The following is a 15,913-nucleotide window of genomic DNA, read 5'->3' on the forward strand; positions in this document are numbered from 1 at the left end:
GATTCTGTCGATCGGGCGACGATTTCAGCAGGCTCAGGAGGTCGTCGCAGCGCTTCCCGGTGTCGCCCCTTGAGGCGCGACTTTCTCCGTCGGCGCGACGCGTTCCAGACGCACGGCAACCCGGCGGTTCTTCGCGCGGTTGGCGGCGTTGGTGTTGGGCGCTAAAGGGTAACGCTCGCCGTGGAAGCGCATGGTGATCTGCGATTCCTGAATGCCGTTGGCCTTGAAGTAATCCATCACCGCCAATGCACGCCGGCGTGACAGTTCACGGTTGGCCAGACGATTGCCGCTGTTGTCGGAGTGCCCGTCGAGCTCGATGTGATTGACCGATGGATCAGCCTTCATGAACTCCAGCATCACTTGCAACTGCGCCTTGGCATGCGCATCGAGATCGATGCCTTCAGCACCCGTGAAGGTGATTTCGGACTGTTTGACCTGTTCGAAATTCTTCGGCAGCAGTTTCGCCACGCAGCTTTGGTAATCATTGAACGCCTTGCTGAACTTGACCGGCAACAGCCGTACCTCCGAGACCCTGCCATCACCTGAGGCATGCCGGATCACTGGACTGCGGCCATCGATCAAGCCACTGATCAAGCGCCCGGCCTGAGCTTGCGAGCTGTTGAACAGCACATTACCGCTGCCCAGGCGTACCAAACCCAGATTGATGTCGCCACGCCCTGGTTGCCACGGCGCGGCGGCCGCCAGCAAGGTTGCCGAACCGCCCCCAATCATCGCGTTGTAGGTGTTCAGACGAAATATCGCCTGCTCACCGGCACGGCGTACGAATTCACCCGACCCGAAATCGGTGATCGGCTGAGTCAGGCGGCATTCGAACTTGTCACCTTCGACCGTCCACTCGATGCTCTCCAGACGCGTCTGGAAAGTGAGCGCCATCGCAGGAAGGCTGGCAAACACGCTGAGCAAGGCTAAATAACGCTGGCGCACGGGAGGCTCCACTGGCTTCTACAACAAAAAGACCGACACACGCATGTTTCCGGCATACCTGATTCATATCGGTAGGTTCCTGTAAAACTTGATAGCGAGTGCCTGCAAGAGTCTTTTCCGGTAGCATTCCCCTGAGTTTGACCCGCCTGGAATCCCCTCATGTCCGACCGCCTGACCCTGCTGCGTCCCGACGACTGGCACATTCATCTTCGCGATGGTGCCGTGTTGACCAATACCGTTGCGGATGTTGCGCGCACCTTTGGTCGCGCCATCATCATGCCCAACCTGGTACCTCCGGTGCGTAACGCCGCTGAAGCCGACGGCTATCGCCAGCGAATCCTTGCTGCACGCCCGGCCGGCAGTCGCTTCGAACCGTTGATGGTGCTTTACCTGACCGACCGCACCCAGCCCGAAGAAATTCGCGAGGCCAAGGCCAGCGGTTTCGTGTACGCCGCCAAGCTGTACCCGGCCGGCGCGACCACCAACTCGGATTCTGGCGTCACCAGCATCGACAAGATCTTCCCTGCGCTCGAGGCCATGGCCGAAGTCGGGATGCCGTTGCTGATTCACGGTGAAGTCACCCGTGGCGATGTCGACGTGTTCGACCGCGAAAAAATCTTCATCGATGAGCACATGCGCCGTGTGGTCGAGCGTTTCCCGACGCTTAAAGTGGTGTTCGAACACATCACCACCGCCGATGCCGTGCAGTTCGTCAACGAGGCTTCGGCCAACGTCGGCGCAACCATCACCGCGCATCACCTGCTGTACAACCGCAACCACATGCTGGTGGGCGGGATTCGGCCGCACTTCTATTGCCTGCCGATTCTCAAGCGCAATACACACCAGGAAGCCCTGCTCGACGCCGCCACCAGCGGCAGCGAAAAGTTCTTCCTGGGCACCGACTCGGCCCCCCATGCCCAGCACGCCAAAGAAGCCGCGTGTGGCTGCGCCGGTTGCTACACCGCGTATGCGGCCATCGAGATGTACGCCGAAGCGTTCGAACAGCGCAACGCGCTGGACAAGCTCGAAGCCTTCGCCAGCCTCAACGGCCCGCGTTTCTATGGCCTGCCAGCGAACACCGACCGCATCACCCTGGTCCGCGATGAGTGGACCGCCCCAACCAGCCTGCCATTTGGCGAGTTGACCGTTATCCCGCTGCGCGCCGGTGAAAAACTGCGCTGGCGCCTGCTGGAGGAACACGCGTGAGTGAAGACCATTTCGACGACGAACAGGACGGTCAAGGCGGTGGAGGCGGTCCTCGTCATCCAATGGCAGCCAGATTCCGTGGCTACCTGCCGGTCGTCGTCGACGTAGAAACCGGTGGTTTCAACTCGGCCACCGACGCCCTGCTGGAAATTGCTGCAACCACCATCGCCATGGACGAAAAAGGGTTTGTGTACCCCGATCACACCTACTTCTTCCGTGTAGAGCCTTTTGAAGGCGCAAACATCGAAGCAGCGGCGCTGGAATTCACCGGAATCAAACTCGATCACCCGCTGCGCATGGCCGTGAGTGAAGAAGCGGCGCTGACCGATATTTTCCGCGGCATCCGCAAGGCCCTGAAAGCCAACGGCTGCAAACGGGCGATTCTGGTCGGCCACAACAGCAGCTTCGATTTGGGCTTCCTCAACGCAGCCGTCGCACGCCTGGACATGAAACGTAACCCGTTTCATCCGTTCTCCAGCTTCGACACCGCGACCCTTGCCGGCCTGGCCTACGGTCAGACCGTGCTGGCCAAGGCCTGCCAGGCAGCGGATATCGACTTCGACGGTCGCGAGGCCCACTCGGCTCGTTATGACACCGAGAAGACGGCAGAGCTGTTCTGCGGCATCGTCAATCGCTGGAAACAAATGGGCGGCTGGGAAGATTTCAACGACTGATCTGTCGCTGATGAATCCCGCGCATAAAAAAACCGGCCACTGAGGCCGGTTTTTTTTATGCCTGACGCTTGGGCTTACAGCGCCGCAGCGTGCTCGGTCAGGTAAGCAGCAACGCCTTCTGGCGAAGCGTTCATGCCCTTGTCGCCTTTTTTCCAGTTGGCAGGGCAAACTTCGCCGTGCTCTTCGTGGAATTGCAGAGCGTCGACCAGACGGATCAGCTCTTCCATGTTACGGCCCAGCGGCAAGTCGTTGATGATCTGCGAACGGACAACGCCTTTGTCGTCGATCAGGAACGCGCCACGGAAAGCCACGCCGTCAGCGGACTGAACGTCGTAGGCCTTCATGATTTCCTGCTTGATGTCGGCAGCCATGGTGTAGCGAACCTGGCCGATACCGCCATTGTTCACCGGGGTGTTGCGCCAGGCGTTGTGGGTGAAGTGCGAGTCGATCGACACGGCAACCACTTCAACGTTGCGGGACTTGAAGTCAGCCATGCGGTTGTCCAGAGCGATCAGCTCGGACGGGCAAACGAAGGTGAAGTCCAGTGGGTAGAAGAACACCAGGCCGTATTTGCCTTTGATGGCCGACGACAGGGTGAAGCTGTCTACGATTTCGCCAGTGCCGAGGACGGCTGGAACGGTGAAGTCCGGGGCTTGTTTGCCTACGAGTACGCTCATTGGATATCTCCTGGTCTATTAACGTGAAGAACTGGATTCGCATCAGCCTGCCACCCTCAGGCGACAGCCCTGTGACACGATCCCCTTCGAAGGACCGACCATCATACACGGCGTTTTTAGGCTGTCCTCAACGGTTTTTTTCAGGAGGAGCAAAATTGCCGTAATGACCGTTACTGGCAGATTGCCTGATTGAAAACCGTTCGTCGGTCACGCCCGCTTATATCGCAAAGCTTTCAGAAACCACTTTGACAATCATTCTCGTTAACATTAAGATCCATCGCAATTGAGTCACAACCAGCGACGGTTTTTTCTTATGTATGTCTGCCTCTGCACTGGCGTCACCGACGGTCAAATCCGCGATGCAATCTATGAAGGTTGCTGCAGCTATAAGGAAGTCCGTCAGGCCACCGGCGTAGCCAGCCAATGCGGCAAATGCGCCTGCCTTGCAAAGGAAGTGGTTCGCGAAACCCTGACCAAATTGCAATCGGCCCAGGCAGCCATTCCTTTCCCGGTAGAATTTACTGCCGCGTAAAGCCCCTGTTTCAAAGAACCGGACTTGATGTCCGGTTTTTTTATGTCTGAAAATCAATCGCTTACGCTCCAGACGCGGAACACAAACATTCTTATTCAGATTAATTTTCATATAAGTTTCAATAACTTAGGTTTGACACCCTTACATACGCAGCTCAAACTCAGTCTTATTGACAGCTACTCAGGGCAGGACCCCATCATGAAAGGCGACGTTACAGTCATCCAGCATCTCAACAAGATCCTTGCCAATGAGCTGGTCGCGATCAATCAATACTTCTTGCATGCGCGCATGTATGAAGATTGGGGCCTGAACAAGCTGGGCAAGCACGAGTACCACGAATCCATCGATGAGATGAAGCACGCGGACAAGCTGATCAAGCGCATCCTGTTCCTTGAAGGCCTGCCGAACGTCCAGGACCTGGGCAAGTTGCACATCGGCGAGCACACCAAGGAAATGCTTGAGTGCGACCTGCGTATCGAGCGCACCGGCCATGCCGATCTGAAAGTCGCCATCGCTCATTGCGAAACGGTCGGTGACTTCGGTAGCCGTGAACTGCTCGAAGACATTCTCGAATCCGAAGAAGAACATATCGACTGGCTGGAAACCCAACTGGGCCTGATCGATAAAGTCGGTCTTGAGAACTACCTGCAATCGCAGATGGGCGAAGACGAGTAAGTGAGCGCCCGCTAAACTCGAGACATTAAAAAGCCCCGCACTCTTTTAAAGAGGCGGGGCTTTTTTATTGCCTACAAATACCGAATCAAGCTTCGGTCTTGTTGGCAGCGGCCGCTTCAACAGCGGCTTTGATCGTGGTCTGCAACGAACCGTCAGCAGCCATTTCAGTCATGATGTCGCTACCGCCGACCAGCTCACCACCGACCCACAGTTGCGGGAAGGTTGGCCAGTTGGCGTATTTTGGCAGGTTGGCGCGGATTTCCGGGTTCTGCAGGATGTCCACGTACGCAAACTTTTCGCCACATGCCATCACGGCCTGCGCGGCTTTCGCGGAGAAGCCACACTGCGGGGCATTCGGCGAACCTTTCATGTAAAGCAGAATGGTGTTGTTAGCAATCTGCTCTTTAATCGTTTCGATGATATCCATGGAGCACCTCGGCTGAACTTTCCGACTCAGAGGTCGGCACGGTGGCGCATTGTAACGGAAACCCGAGCGCCATGCTCGGTCTCCCCGACAGACACGATCACGCCGCCGCCACGGTGACCGGCACGCCGTTCAACGCCGCATTCCCCGACAACTCGTCGAGCAGACATTCATCGGTCAGGTCATTGGCGCTGGATCCCGGCTGGCCACTGGCAATCGTCATCTGCACACCCGGCCGCGCATGCCCCCAGCCGTGCGGCAGGCTGACCACGCCTTTCATCATGTCCAGGCTGGCGACCACTTCCACTTCAATCATGCCCACCCTCGAACTCACCCGCACGCGCTGCCCGTCGCTGAGTCCGCGACTGGACAGGTCGTCGGGGTGCATCAGCAATTGATGACGTGGTTTGCCCTTCACCAGGCGCTGATAGTTGTGCATCCACGAGTTGTTGCTGCGCACATGACGGCGGCCAATCATCAGCAACTGATCAGCGGCCGGTGCTTGTAGTGCGGCGAAACGTGCGAGGTCGGCAAGGATCGCCGGCGGCGCTGCCTGCACTCGCTGATTGGCGGTTTTCAAACGTGGCGCGAGGTTGGATTTCAACGCGCCCAGGTCGACCCCATGCGGATGGTCGAACAAGGTGGCCAGCGACAGTTTGTGTTCCGACGCATCGCCATACAGCCCCATCCGCAAGCCAAGGTCGATCATTTGCGCGGGCGCAATCGTCGGTTTCAGTTCTTTGCCAGTCTTCGCCGCAAACGCCTTGGCCAGGCCGACAAAGATCTCCCAGTCATGCAACGCACCTTCCGGCTTGGCCAGAATCGCCCGGTTGAAACGCGTCACGTTGCGTACCGCGAACATGTTGAACGTCGTGTCGTAGTGATCGTTTTCCAGCGCCGAGGTCGAGGGCAGAATCAGGTCGGCATAGCGCGTGGTTTCATTGATGTACAGGTCGACGCTGACCATGAATTCCAGACCATCCAGCGCTTGTTCCAGTTGCCGGCCATTGGGTGTCGACAGCACCGGATTGCCGGCGACGGTGATCAGGGCGCGAACCTGCCCTTCCCCTTCGGTGAGCATTTCTTCGGCCAGCGCCGATACCGGCAACTCGCCGGCGTATTCCGGACGTGCGGACACACGGCTTTGCCACCGATTGAAATGCCCGCCCGAAGTCGACGCCACCAGGTCCACCGCCGGCTCAGTGCACAACGCACCGCCGACGCTATCAAGGTTGCCGGTGACCAGATTGATCAATTGCACCAGCCAATGGCACAGCGTACCGAATGCTTGGGTCGAGACGCCCATGCGGCCGTAACACACCGCGGTCGGCGCCGCCGCAAAATCCCGCGCCAGTTGGCGGATCTGTTCGGCCGGTACGGCGCACAACGGGCTCATGGCTTCGGCGGTGAACGTGGCGATGGCTTGGCGCACGTCATCCAGACCGTCGACCGGCAAATGACTCTCACGCGTCAGGTTTTCAGCGAACAAGGTATTGAGCAGCCCGAACAACAACGCCGCATCGCCACCGGGACGCACGAACAGGTGCTGATCGGCCATCGCGGCGGTTTCGCTGCGACGCGGATCGACCACCACCACTTTGCCGCCCCGGGCCTGAATCGCCTTCAAGCGCTTTTCCACATCCGGCACGGTCATGATGCTGCCGTTGGACGCCAGCGGGTTACCGCCCAGGATCAGCATGAAATCGGTGTGATCGATGTCCGGAATCGGCAACAACAATCCATGGCCGTACATCAAATGACTGGTCAGGTGATGCGGCAACTGATCGACGGACGTCGCGGAAAAACGGTTACGGGTTTTCAGCAGCCCCAGGAAATAATTGCTGTGGGTCATCAACCCGTAGTTGTGCACGCTGGGGTTGCCTTGGTACACCGCCACCGCGTTCTGCCCGTGACGCTCCTGAATCGCTGCGAGGCGTTCGGCTACCAGGCTGAAGGCGTCTTCCCACGCGATAGGTTGCCATTCGCTGCCCACTCGCAGCATCGGCTGACGCAGACGATCCGGATCGTTCTGAATATCTTGCAGGGCCACCGCCTTGGGGCAGATGTGCCCACGGCTGAACGTATCCAGCGGATCGCCCTTGATCGAGGTGATCTGCACCGCGCCGTCGGCTTCAGTGGTTTCGAGGGTCAGGCCGCAAATGGCTTCACACAAGTGGCAGGCACGGTGATGGAGAGTCTTGGTCATGGCCAGTCTCTGTCTTGTTCTGAGCGGGCAATAGCGGCCGCGGGATCAAAACTATGGCGCCAGACACGCTCCTGCGCCAGCGACGTTCGTCTTGTGAATCGGCGCCCATCAGGCCAGCCGATGGCCGTTTGCACTCAGTTCGGCGGCAAACCGGGTGCCGCCTGCAACTGGAGTTCCTGAAGGGTTTCGACTTGTTCCTGGGGAACATGCACGCCGGTGAGCTCGCCGATCAGTCGCCAATGCTCGTCGAGCCCGGTGCTGATGGTTGCCATGCGATCAATCATTCGTCGACCGGCGGCTTTGGTCACTTCGTCTTCGCTGCGCATCAGCTCGAAGCACATCGAGGTCATTGAGGCGGTGAGGTGGGTCAGGGAGCGGGCCGTGAGGCCGAGTAAATCCATTAACAGCTGTTCTTTCGATTCCATTTCGAAGGCTTCCTGCGTCACTCGTCAGGTAGTTATAACCCAGCACTTTGCATTAGCAAGTGTTTCAGGCCAGACACCGAGAAAGCTCGGAGATGAAGACACACCTCACTGACTGGCGAGGCATTCCTCGAATCAATCTGCACTCGTGTCGCCCTTGAAATTCTTCACGCCAATAAAAGCACCGACGATGGCCCCCACCACGGCGCTCGGAACGCCGGGGTAAATCGTGCTGGCGATGATCGCGAAGCCCATGACCGTGGACAGCACTGCCGTATCAAACGCCGGAGAGACCCGGCGAAGCCGTGTCAGGCCTGCGTATCCGGTTTTATTGATCGACATACGGCGGGGTCCCTCCTTGGGAGTGTCTGACTAGATTCAGTCGACTTTACGTAATGAGGTGCAGATTACCTGAGTGCCGCCTGATTCCCGCACGCAAAACCCTAACAACAGACAACGTAGCCCTTGAGAAAACAGGCCATCTTCGGCGCATAGCCCCTGGGCAGAAGCACGCGCTCAATGCGCGAGCCTGAACAAAGGGGTGGTTGCATACCCGCTTCGGCACCGTGTACAAATGCTGAGCGACGAGGATCAAAAAACCTTCGCTTGCATCGAACGGTTGCAGCGCTGCAACCTTTCGAAGCGGTAAAAATGAGCCCCCTATTGGTAAGACGCGACATTTAATTATAAGATCGCGCCTTCCCCTATTTCGTCGCCCCGTGCGGCTTACGCCGCAGGTCTCGCCCGTTGTTCCGTTAAACAAGGCTTTGAGCATCTGCGGTTTGTAGCAAAAAGGTAGTCAATGATGAGCGCAAGGCACTTTCTCTCCCTGATGGATTGCACGCCCGAAGAGCTGGTCAGCGTGATCCGTCGAGGCGTTGAGCTCAAGGACCTGCGTAACCGCGGCGTACTGTTCGAGCCTCTGAAAAACCGCGTCCTGGGGATGATTTTCGAGAAGTCCTCGACCCGAACCCGGATCTCATTCGAAGCCGGCATGATCCAGCTCGGCGGCCAGGCGATCTTCCTGTCGCCGCGCGACACGCAACTGGGCCGTGGCGAGCCGATCGGCGACTGCGCGATTGTCATGTCGAGCATGCTCGACGCGGTGATGATCCGGACCTTTGCCCACAGCACCCTGACTGAATTCGCGGCCAACTCCCGCGTGCCGGTGATCAACGGCCTGTCCGATGACCTGCACCCGTGCCAGTTGCTGGCCGACATGCAAACCTTCCTCGAACATCGCGGTTCGATCCAGGGCAAGACCGTGGCCTGGATCGGCGACGGCAACAACATGTGCAACAGCTATATAGAAGCGGCGATCCAGTTCGACTTCCCGCTGCGCATTGCCTGCCCTGAAGGTTACGAGCCCAACCCTGATTTCGTGGCCAAGGCCGGCGATCGCGTGACCATCGTCCGCGATCCAAAGGAAGCCGTGCGCGGCGCTCACCTGGTGAGTACCGACGTCTGGACCTCCATGGGCCAGGAAGAAGAAACCGCCAAGCGCCTGAAGCTGTTTGCGCCCTACCAGGTCAATCGCGCGCTGCTCGACCTGGCTGCGGACGACGTGCTCTTCATGCATTGCCTGCCGGCCCACCGCGGCGAAGAGATCAGCGTCGACCTGCTCGACGACAAACGCTCGGTCGCCTGGGATCAAGCCGAAAACCGTCTTCACGCGCAAAAGGCCTTGCTCGAATTTCTCGTCCCGCCTTCGTATCACCACGCATGAGCCAGCCATTACTGCTTAACCTGCGTAACCTCGCCTGCGGCTATCAAGACCAGCGGGTCGTGCAGAACCTCAACCTGCATCTGAATGCCGGTGACATCGGTTGCCTGCTCGGCTCTTCGGGCTGCGGCAAAACCACCACGTTGCGGGCGATCGCCGGTTTCGAACCGGTGCACGAAGGTGAAATCACCTTGGCCGGCGAGACCATTTCCCGCGCCGGTTTTACCCTCGCCCCGGAGAAACGCCGGATCGGCATGGTGTTTCAGGACTACGCTCTGTTCCCACATTTGAGCGTGGCCGAGAACATCGCCTTCGGGATCCGCAAGCATCCGCAAAAGGAGCGCGTGACCGAAGAGCTGCTGGAACTGGTCAACCTGAAGAACCTCGGCAAGCGCTTCCCGCATGAACTGTCCGGCGGTCAGCAGCAACGTGTTGCACTGGCCCGTGCACTGGCGCCGGAACCCCAACTGCTGTTGCTCGACGAACCGTTCTCCAACCTTGATGGCGAGCTGCGACGCAAGCTCAGCCATGAAGTGCGCGACATTCTCAAGGCCCGTGGCACCAGCGCGATTCTGGTGACCCACGACCAGGAAGAGGCGTTCGCGGTCAGCGATCATGTCGGTGTGTTCAAGGAAGGTCGGCTGGAACAGTGGGACACGCCTTACAACCTGTATCACGAACCGCAGACACCGTTTGTGGCCAGCTTCATTGGCCAGGGTTACTTCATTCGTGGCCAGTTGAGCAGCCCGGAATCGGTACTGACCGAGCTGGGTGAATTGCGCGGCAATCGGGCTTACACCTGGCCGATGGGCGGCGCGGTGGACGTGTTGCTACGCCCGGACGATATCGTCTATGCCCCGGACAGCCCGTTGAAGGCGCGAATTGTCGGCAAGTCCTTCCAGGGCGCGTCGACGTTGTATCGGTTGCAGATGCCAACCGGGGCGCAGCTGGAATCGATTTTCCCGAGCCATGCTGATCATCAGGTCGGTGCTGACGTCGGCATTCGTGTGGCGGCTGATCACCTGGTGTTGTTCCAGGCGTCCGGCAGCGTTGCCGCGCAGATTCCGGCCGTCGAATCGGGTGTGCGCCGCTACAGCAACGCCAACTGATACATACGGACCACCTGTAGGAGTAAGCCTGCTCGCGATGGCGATATGTCAGTCAACGAAGATGTCGACTGATATACCGCCATCGCGAGCAGGCTTACTCCTACAGGTGTTTTGCGTTAAGCCAATATCAGTGTGCCGCTCGCAACGAGCGTCGCATTGCCGCCAATCTTCACCCGATCACCTTCCAGCCGGCAGAACAACTCCCCCCCCCGTTTCGAACACTGATACGCGGTCAGGGCCGATTTACCCAGCCGTTTCGACCAATACGGAATCAGGCTGCAATGGGTCGAGCCGGTCACCGGGTCTTCGTTGATACCAATCGCTGGCGCGAAATAGCGAGAGACAAAATCATGCTTGCTGCCTTTGGCGGTCACGATAGCCCCGGGCCACGGCAGCTTCGCCAATGCGAGCATGTCTGGCTGGCAATCGAGCACAGCCTGTTCTGACTCCAACACCACAAACAACTCGTTTGACCCCAGCACATCGACCACTTCGACCCCCAAGGCGCGCTCGACGTCCAGAGTGACGCCGACCTCCGAAGGCGTGATCGCCGGGAAGTCCAACCATAAACGCCCACCTTCGCGGCTCACGCTCAACGGGCCGGACTTGCAAATGAAGTCCAGGCGTTCGGCAGGTTCTTTATAGATCTCAAACAACACATAGGCGCTGGCCAGCGTCGCATGGCCGCACAACGGCACCTCGGTGGTCGGGGTAAACCAGCGGATGTGCCAGCCCTGCCCTTCACGCACCACAAAGGCGGTTTCGGCGAGATTGTGTTCGGCGGCGATTTTCTGCATCAACTCATCGGCGAGCCAGGCATCGAGTCGATAGACCATCGCCGGGTTGCCACTGAACGGCCGATCACTGAACGCGTCGACCTGGTGAAATTCAAGCTGCATGACCTTCTCCCTTTGTCAGATCCCCCAGCATGCCGCGCCAGGCTGACTCACACCAGTGACAGAGAAACCGAATTTCCACCATACAGACCCGTCTGGATAAGCCTCAATCAGACGCGACTGATATCGGCGAACTTGGCTTGGGTATGTTCGGCCAGCACCGCTGGCGCCAATTCCACTTCCAGACCACGTCGCCCCGCACTGACAAAAATACTGGCGAAAGGCTGAGCCGAGTTATCGATGAAAGTACGCAAACGCTTCTTCTGCCCCAACGGACTGATTCCGCCCAGCAGATAACCCGTCGCTCGCTGTGCAGCCGCCGGATCAGCCATTTCGACTTTTTTCACGCCCGCCGCATGCGCCAGATGCTTCAAGTCCAGACTCCCGACGACCGGTACCACCGCCACCAGCAATTCACCTTTTTCACTGGCCGCCAGCAAGGTCTTGAACACCTGCGCCGGGTCGAGCCCAAGCTTCTCTGCGGCCTCCAACCCATAGGACGCGGCCTTTGGATCATGTTCGTAACTGTGCACGCGATGTTCGGCTCGAACTTTTTTCAACAAATCCAATGCGGGGGTCATGACAGCTCCAGACTGGGCGGCAGTAGAAAAATCCTGCGCTGGATTCTAGGACATTGCCTCGCAAAAGGCTCTATTGCGGCCCTGTTTTAAAGGGCTGGCGCCGACTTTTACCGTTCGTCCGCGCAGGAACCACTGCGTGAACAATACGATCATTCACCTGACTAATAGTTGGATTGTGACCGACAGTTCACTTTCGACCTTTGACAGCAGTGTTTCTTGTCTATATTTTTTCGAATCTGAATACAGCACGAAAAGTCCTACAGCAGCACCCGGCAGTAAACCAAGTCCAGGATGGGGATCCTGCCTTGGTGGAAATCGCGCTTGGACCATGATGAAAAAAGCGCCAGACAACAAAAACAATTGAGGTTTTCAATGACAACTGCTTTACAACAACCGTCGCTCTCGAGCCAATGCATGGCCGAGTTTCTGGGCACTGCCCTGCTTATCTTTTTCGGCACCGGTTGTGTTGCCGCGCTCAAGGTCGCGGGTGCCAGCTTTGGCTTGTGGGAAATCAGCATCATCTGGGGCGTCGGCGTCAGCATGGCAATCTACCTGACCGCCGGGGTTTCCGGGGCGCACCTCAATCCTGCCGTGAGCATTGCGCTGAGCATTTTCGCGGACTTCGAAAAGCGTAAATTGCCGTTTTATATCCTTGCCCAAGTGGCAGGCGCCTTTTGCGGCGCACTGCTGGTCTACACGCTGTACAGCAATCTCTTCTTCGATTTCGAACAAACCCACCATATGGTCCGCGGCACTCAGGCCAGCCTGGAATTGGCGTCGGTGTTCTCGACCTTCCCCAATCCAGCCCTGACCACGGCCCAGGCGTTCCTGGTGGAAGTGATCATCACCGCGATCCTGATGGGCGTGATCATGTCCCTGACCGATGACAACAACGGCCTGCCCAACGGTCCGATGGCACCGCTGCTGATCGGCCTGCTGATTGCGGTGATTGGCAGCTCGATGGGCCCGTTGACCGGCTTCGCGATGAACCCGGCGCGTGATTTCGGACCGAAGTTGATGACTTTCTTCGCCGGCTGGGGTGAAATTTCCTTCACCGGCGGGCGTGATATCCCGTACTTCCTGATTCCTGTTTTTGCACCGATTGTCGGTGCCTGCCTCGGCGCTGCCGCCTATCGCGGGCTGATTGCCCGCCATCTGCCCAGCGCCACACCTGCTACAAAGGAAGCAACACCGGCCATTGACGGCAAACCAAGAACTTCTTGATACCGTAGGCGCGTGACCCTGCCCCTGTGGCGCGCGCCTGACCTCACTCCCTTTTTTCGTCCAAGGCAATCGACATGACCGACACTCAGAATAAGAACTACATCATTGCCCTCGATCAGGGTACGACCAGCTCGCGCGCGATCATTTTCGACCGCGACGCGAACGTGGTCTGCACCGCCCAACGCGAATTCGCCCAGCATTACCCGCAAGCCGGCTGGGTCGAACATGACCCGATGGAAATCTTCGCCACCCAAAGCGCCGTGATGGTCGAGGCCCTGGCACAAGCCGGCCTGCATCACGATCAGGTCGCAGCCATCGGTATCACCAACCAGCGCGAAACCACCGTGGTCTGGGACAAGACCACCGGCCGCCCGATCTACAACGCGATCGTCTGGCAGTGCCGCCGCAGCACCGAGATCTGCCAGCAGCTCAAGCGTGACGGTCACGAGCAATACATCAGCGACACCACGGGCCTGGTCACTGACCCGTACTTCTCCGGTACCAAGCTCAAGTGGATCCTCGACAACGTCGAAGGCAGCCGCGAGCGTGCGCGTAACGGCGAGCTGCTGTTCGGCACCGTCGACAGCTGGCTGATCTGGAAATTTACCGGCGGCAAAGTCCACGTCACCGACTACACCAACGCCTCGCGCACCCTGCTCTTCAACATCCACACCCTGGAGTGGGACGCGAAGATGCTGGAGGTGCTGGATATTCCGCGCGAAATGCTGCCGGAAGTTAAATCCTCGTCCGAAATCTATGGTCACACCAAAAGCGGCATCGCCATCGGCGGTATCGCCGGTGACCAGCAAGCCGCGCTGTTCGGCCAGATGTGCGTCGAGCCAGGCCAGGCGAAAAACACCTACGGCACCGGTTGCTTCCTGCTGATGAACACTGGCGACAAAGCGGTGAAGTCCAAGCACGGCATGCTGACCACCATCGCCTGCGGCCCTCGCGGCGAAGTGGCGTATGCGCTGGAAGGCGCGGTATTCAACGGCGGCTCCACGGTTCAGTGGCTGCGTGATGAACTGAAAATCATCAATGACGCCCATGACACCGAATACTTCGCCAACAAGGTCAAGGACAGCAACGGCGTATACCTGGTGCCGGCCTTCACCGGCCTGGGCGCGCCGTACTGGGACCCGTATGCCCGTGGCGCCCTGTTCGGCCTGACCCGCGGTGTGCGCGTGGATCACATCATTCGTGCTGCCCTGGAGTCGATTGCCTACCAGACCCGCGACGTCCTCGACGCCATGCAACAGGATTCCGGCGAACGCCTCAAAGCCCTGCGCGTGGACGGTGGTGCGGTAGCCAACAACTTCCTGATGCAATTCCAGGCCGACATCCTCGGCACTCACGTTGAACGTCCGCAAATGCGTGAAACCACGGCACTCGGCGCCGCTTACCTGGCCGGTCTGGCGTGTGGCTTCTGGGGCAGCCTGGAAGAACTGCGCGGCAAGGCCGTGATCGAGCGCGAATTCGAACCGACCCTGGACGAAGCCGCGAAGGAAAAACTCTACGCTGGCTGGAAAAAAGCCGTCAGCCGCACCCGCGATTGGGAACCCCATGAAGGCGCTGAATAAGCCAACAACAGGTTCACAGTAGGTTGTAACTGGTCGGGAGCGGATTCCTGCGGCATCATGGGCAAATTTTGCACGGCAGCCCAAAGGAAGCCCCATGAATCTGCCTCCCCGTCAGCAGCAAATCCTCGAACTGGTTCGCGAACGCGGCTACGTCAGTATCGAGGAAATGGCCACGCTGTTCGTCGTCACACCGCAAACCATCCGCCGCGATATCAATCAGCTGGCGGAAGCCAATCTGTTGCGTCGCTACCATGGCGGCGCGGCCTACGATTCCAGTGTCGAAAACACTGCCTACGCCATGCGCGCCGATCAGATGCGCGATGAAAAACAGCGCATCGGCGAAGCCATTGCCGCCCAGATCCCCGATCACGCCTCGTTGTTCATCAATATCGGTACCACCACCGAATCGATTGCCCGGGCGCTGCTCAACCACAATCACCTGAAAATCATCACCAACAACCTGCACGTGGCCTCGATGCTCAGCGCCAAGGACGACTTCGACGTTCTGCTGACCGGTGGCAACGTGCGGCGCGACGGCGGTGTGGTCGGTCAGGCGAGTGTCGACTTTATCAACCAGTTCAAAGTCGACTTCGCGCTGGTGGGCATCAGCGGCATCGATGAAGACGGTAGCCTGCTGGATTTCGATTATCAGGAAGTGCGGGTGTCGCAGGCGATCATCGCCAATGCGCGGAAAGTGATTCTGGCGGCGGACTCCAGCAAATTCGGGCGCAACGCCATGATTCGCCTGGGGCCGATCAGCCTGATCGATTGCCTGGTCACCGATCAGCAGCCAGTGCCGGCGTTGGCGCAATTGTTGAGTCAGCACAAGATTCGACTCGAAGTCGTTTAACCCTCTCCGCAACAGATCATTCCCACGCTCCGCGTGGGAATGCCCGTCTCACCTCAACGCCGACGCAGAGCGTCTTTTGATGCATTCCCACGCAGAGCGTGGGAACGATCTGTGCGCGAATGTTCGAAAATTTTCCTTTAACCGCCCTTCGATCAGTTTTTTCAATCGAAGTTAGCTGGCTGTGGGCGT

Annotated in this window: 18 protein-coding genes; 10 read left to right on the top strand and 8 right to left on the bottom strand. The window is 58.6% G+C overall.

Annotation, left to right across the window (positions count from 1 at the left end):
- Positions 1 to 33: 33 nt before the first annotated feature.
- Positions 34 to 945: a flagellar protein MotY gene (locus tag H8F22_RS19575; RefSeq protein WP_027922847.1), complete on the bottom strand. Its 912-nt coding sequence runs from the start codon at positions 943 to 945 to the stop codon at positions 34 to 36.
- A gap of 159 nt (positions 946 to 1,104) precedes the next feature.
- On the opposite strand from H8F22_RS19575, the gene pyrC reads away from it, so the two are divergent.
- Complete coding sequence (gene pyrC / locus H8F22_RS19580; protein WP_027922846.1) at positions 1,105 to 2,151, top strand: dihydroorotase; 1,047 nt, start codon at positions 1,105 to 1,107, stop codon at positions 2,149 to 2,151.
- On the top strand, positions 2,148 to 2,825 hold the full coding sequence (gene rnt / locus H8F22_RS19585; protein ID WP_027922845.1) for a ribonuclease T: 678 nt from the start codon (positions 2,148 to 2,150) through the stop codon (positions 2,823 to 2,825). Before pyrC ends, rnt begins: the two co-directional genes overlap by 4 nt.
- A 74-nt stretch (positions 2,826 to 2,899) precedes the next feature.
- On the opposite strand, the gene H8F22_RS19590 is transcribed toward rnt, so the two are convergent.
- Positions 2,900 to 3,502, bottom strand: coding sequence for a peroxiredoxin (locus tag H8F22_RS19590; RefSeq protein ID WP_194940574.1), 603 nt, complete (start codon positions 3,500 to 3,502; stop codon positions 2,900 to 2,902).
- Positions 3,503 to 3,815: 313 nt separating this feature from the next.
- Here H8F22_RS19590 and H8F22_RS19595 point away from each other — a divergent pair, with 313 nt between their 5' ends.
- Both H8F22_RS19595 and bfr read left to right on the top strand, forming a co-directional pair.
- Positions 3,816 to 4,034, top strand: a complete 219-nt coding sequence (locus H8F22_RS19595) for a bacterioferritin-associated ferredoxin (protein ID WP_007943567.1) — start codon at positions 3,816 to 3,818, stop codon at positions 4,032 to 4,034.
- Between the two features lie 198 nt (positions 4,035 to 4,232).
- Positions 4,233 to 4,709: a bacterioferritin gene (bfr, locus tag H8F22_RS19600; RefSeq protein ID WP_027922842.1), complete on the top strand. Its 477-nt coding sequence runs from the start codon at positions 4,233 to 4,235 to the stop codon at positions 4,707 to 4,709.
- A gap of 85 nt (positions 4,710 to 4,794) precedes the next feature.
- Here the strand turns inward: bfr and grxD are convergent, their stop codons facing one another.
- From grxD to H8F22_RS19620, 4 genes are all read right to left on the bottom strand, one after another.
- Positions 4,795 to 5,136, bottom strand: coding sequence for a Grx4 family monothiol glutaredoxin (grxD, locus tag H8F22_RS19605; RefSeq protein WP_007943565.1), 342 nt, complete (start codon positions 5,134 to 5,136; stop codon positions 4,795 to 4,797).
- A gap of 97 nt (positions 5,137 to 5,233) precedes the next feature.
- On the bottom strand, positions 5,234 to 7,339 hold the full coding sequence (locus H8F22_RS19610; protein WP_194940575.1) for a molybdopterin oxidoreductase family protein: 2,106 nt from the start codon (positions 7,337 to 7,339) through the stop codon (positions 5,234 to 5,236).
- A gap of 134 nt (positions 7,340 to 7,473) precedes the next feature.
- Positions 7,474 to 7,764, bottom strand: coding sequence for a hypothetical protein (locus tag H8F22_RS19615; RefSeq protein WP_194940576.1), 291 nt, complete (start codon positions 7,762 to 7,764; stop codon positions 7,474 to 7,476).
- A 132-nt stretch (positions 7,765 to 7,896) separates the two neighbouring features.
- Entirely contained in the window at positions 7,897 to 8,103 is a 207-nt protein-coding gene (locus tag H8F22_RS19620; protein WP_059182233.1) for a hypothetical protein, read from the bottom strand.
- A 463-nt stretch (positions 8,104 to 8,566) separates the two neighbouring features.
- Here H8F22_RS19620 and argF point away from each other — a divergent pair, with 463 nt between their 5' ends.
- Both argF and H8F22_RS19630 read left to right on the top strand, forming a co-directional pair.
- A complete protein-coding gene (gene argF / locus H8F22_RS19625; protein WP_027922839.1) occupies positions 8,567 to 9,487 on the top strand; it encodes an ornithine carbamoyltransferase in 921 nt (306 codons plus the stop codon).
- Positions 9,484 to 10,593, top strand: coding sequence for an ABC transporter ATP-binding protein (locus tag H8F22_RS19630; RefSeq protein ID WP_027922838.1), 1,110 nt, complete (start codon positions 9,484 to 9,486; stop codon positions 10,591 to 10,593). The genes argF and H8F22_RS19630 overlap by 4 nt, the downstream gene beginning before the upstream one ends.
- Positions 10,594 to 10,709: 116 nt before the next feature.
- On the opposite strand, the gene H8F22_RS19635 is transcribed toward H8F22_RS19630, so the two are convergent.
- Entirely contained in the window at positions 10,710 to 11,492 is a 783-nt protein-coding gene (locus H8F22_RS19635) for a PhzF family phenazine biosynthesis protein (RefSeq protein WP_027922837.1), read from the bottom strand.
- Between the two features lie 107 nt (positions 11,493 to 11,599).
- Complete coding sequence (gene ybaK / locus H8F22_RS19640; RefSeq protein ID WP_027922836.1) at positions 11,600 to 12,070, bottom strand: Cys-tRNA(Pro) deacylase; 471 nt, start codon at positions 12,068 to 12,070, stop codon at positions 11,600 to 11,602.
- Positions 12,071 to 12,206: 136 nt separating this feature from the next.
- Between ybaK and H8F22_RS19645 the strand changes: the two genes are divergently transcribed.
- The 4 genes from H8F22_RS19645 (at position 12,207) to H8F22_RS19660 (ending at position 15,724) form a co-directional block, all read left to right on the top strand.
- Positions 12,207 to 12,434 (top strand): hypothetical protein, encoded by a 228-nt coding sequence (locus tag H8F22_RS19645; protein WP_155953711.1) that lies wholly within the window; start codon positions 12,207 to 12,209, stop codon positions 12,432 to 12,434.
- An 8-nt stretch (positions 12,435 to 12,442) separates the two neighbouring features.
- Entirely contained in the window at positions 12,443 to 13,294 is an 852-nt protein-coding gene (locus H8F22_RS19650) for an MIP/aquaporin family protein (protein ID WP_027922835.1), read from the top strand.
- 74 nt (positions 13,295 to 13,368) lie between these two features.
- Positions 13,369 to 14,874, top strand: coding sequence for a glycerol kinase GlpK (gene glpK, locus H8F22_RS19655; protein WP_027922834.1), 1,506 nt, complete (start codon positions 13,369 to 13,371; stop codon positions 14,872 to 14,874).
- Positions 14,875 to 14,968: 94 nt separating this feature from the next.
- Complete coding sequence (locus H8F22_RS19660; protein ID WP_027922833.1) at positions 14,969 to 15,724, top strand: DeoR/GlpR family transcriptional regulator; 756 nt, start codon at positions 14,969 to 14,971, stop codon at positions 15,722 to 15,724.
- The last annotated feature ends 189 nt before the right edge of the window (positions 15,725 to 15,913 follow it).

The organism is Pseudomonas mucoides, from assembly GCF_015461845.1.
GTDB classification, from domain to species: Bacteria; Pseudomonadota; Gammaproteobacteria; order Pseudomonadales; family Pseudomonadaceae; genus Aquipseudomonas; species Aquipseudomonas mucoides.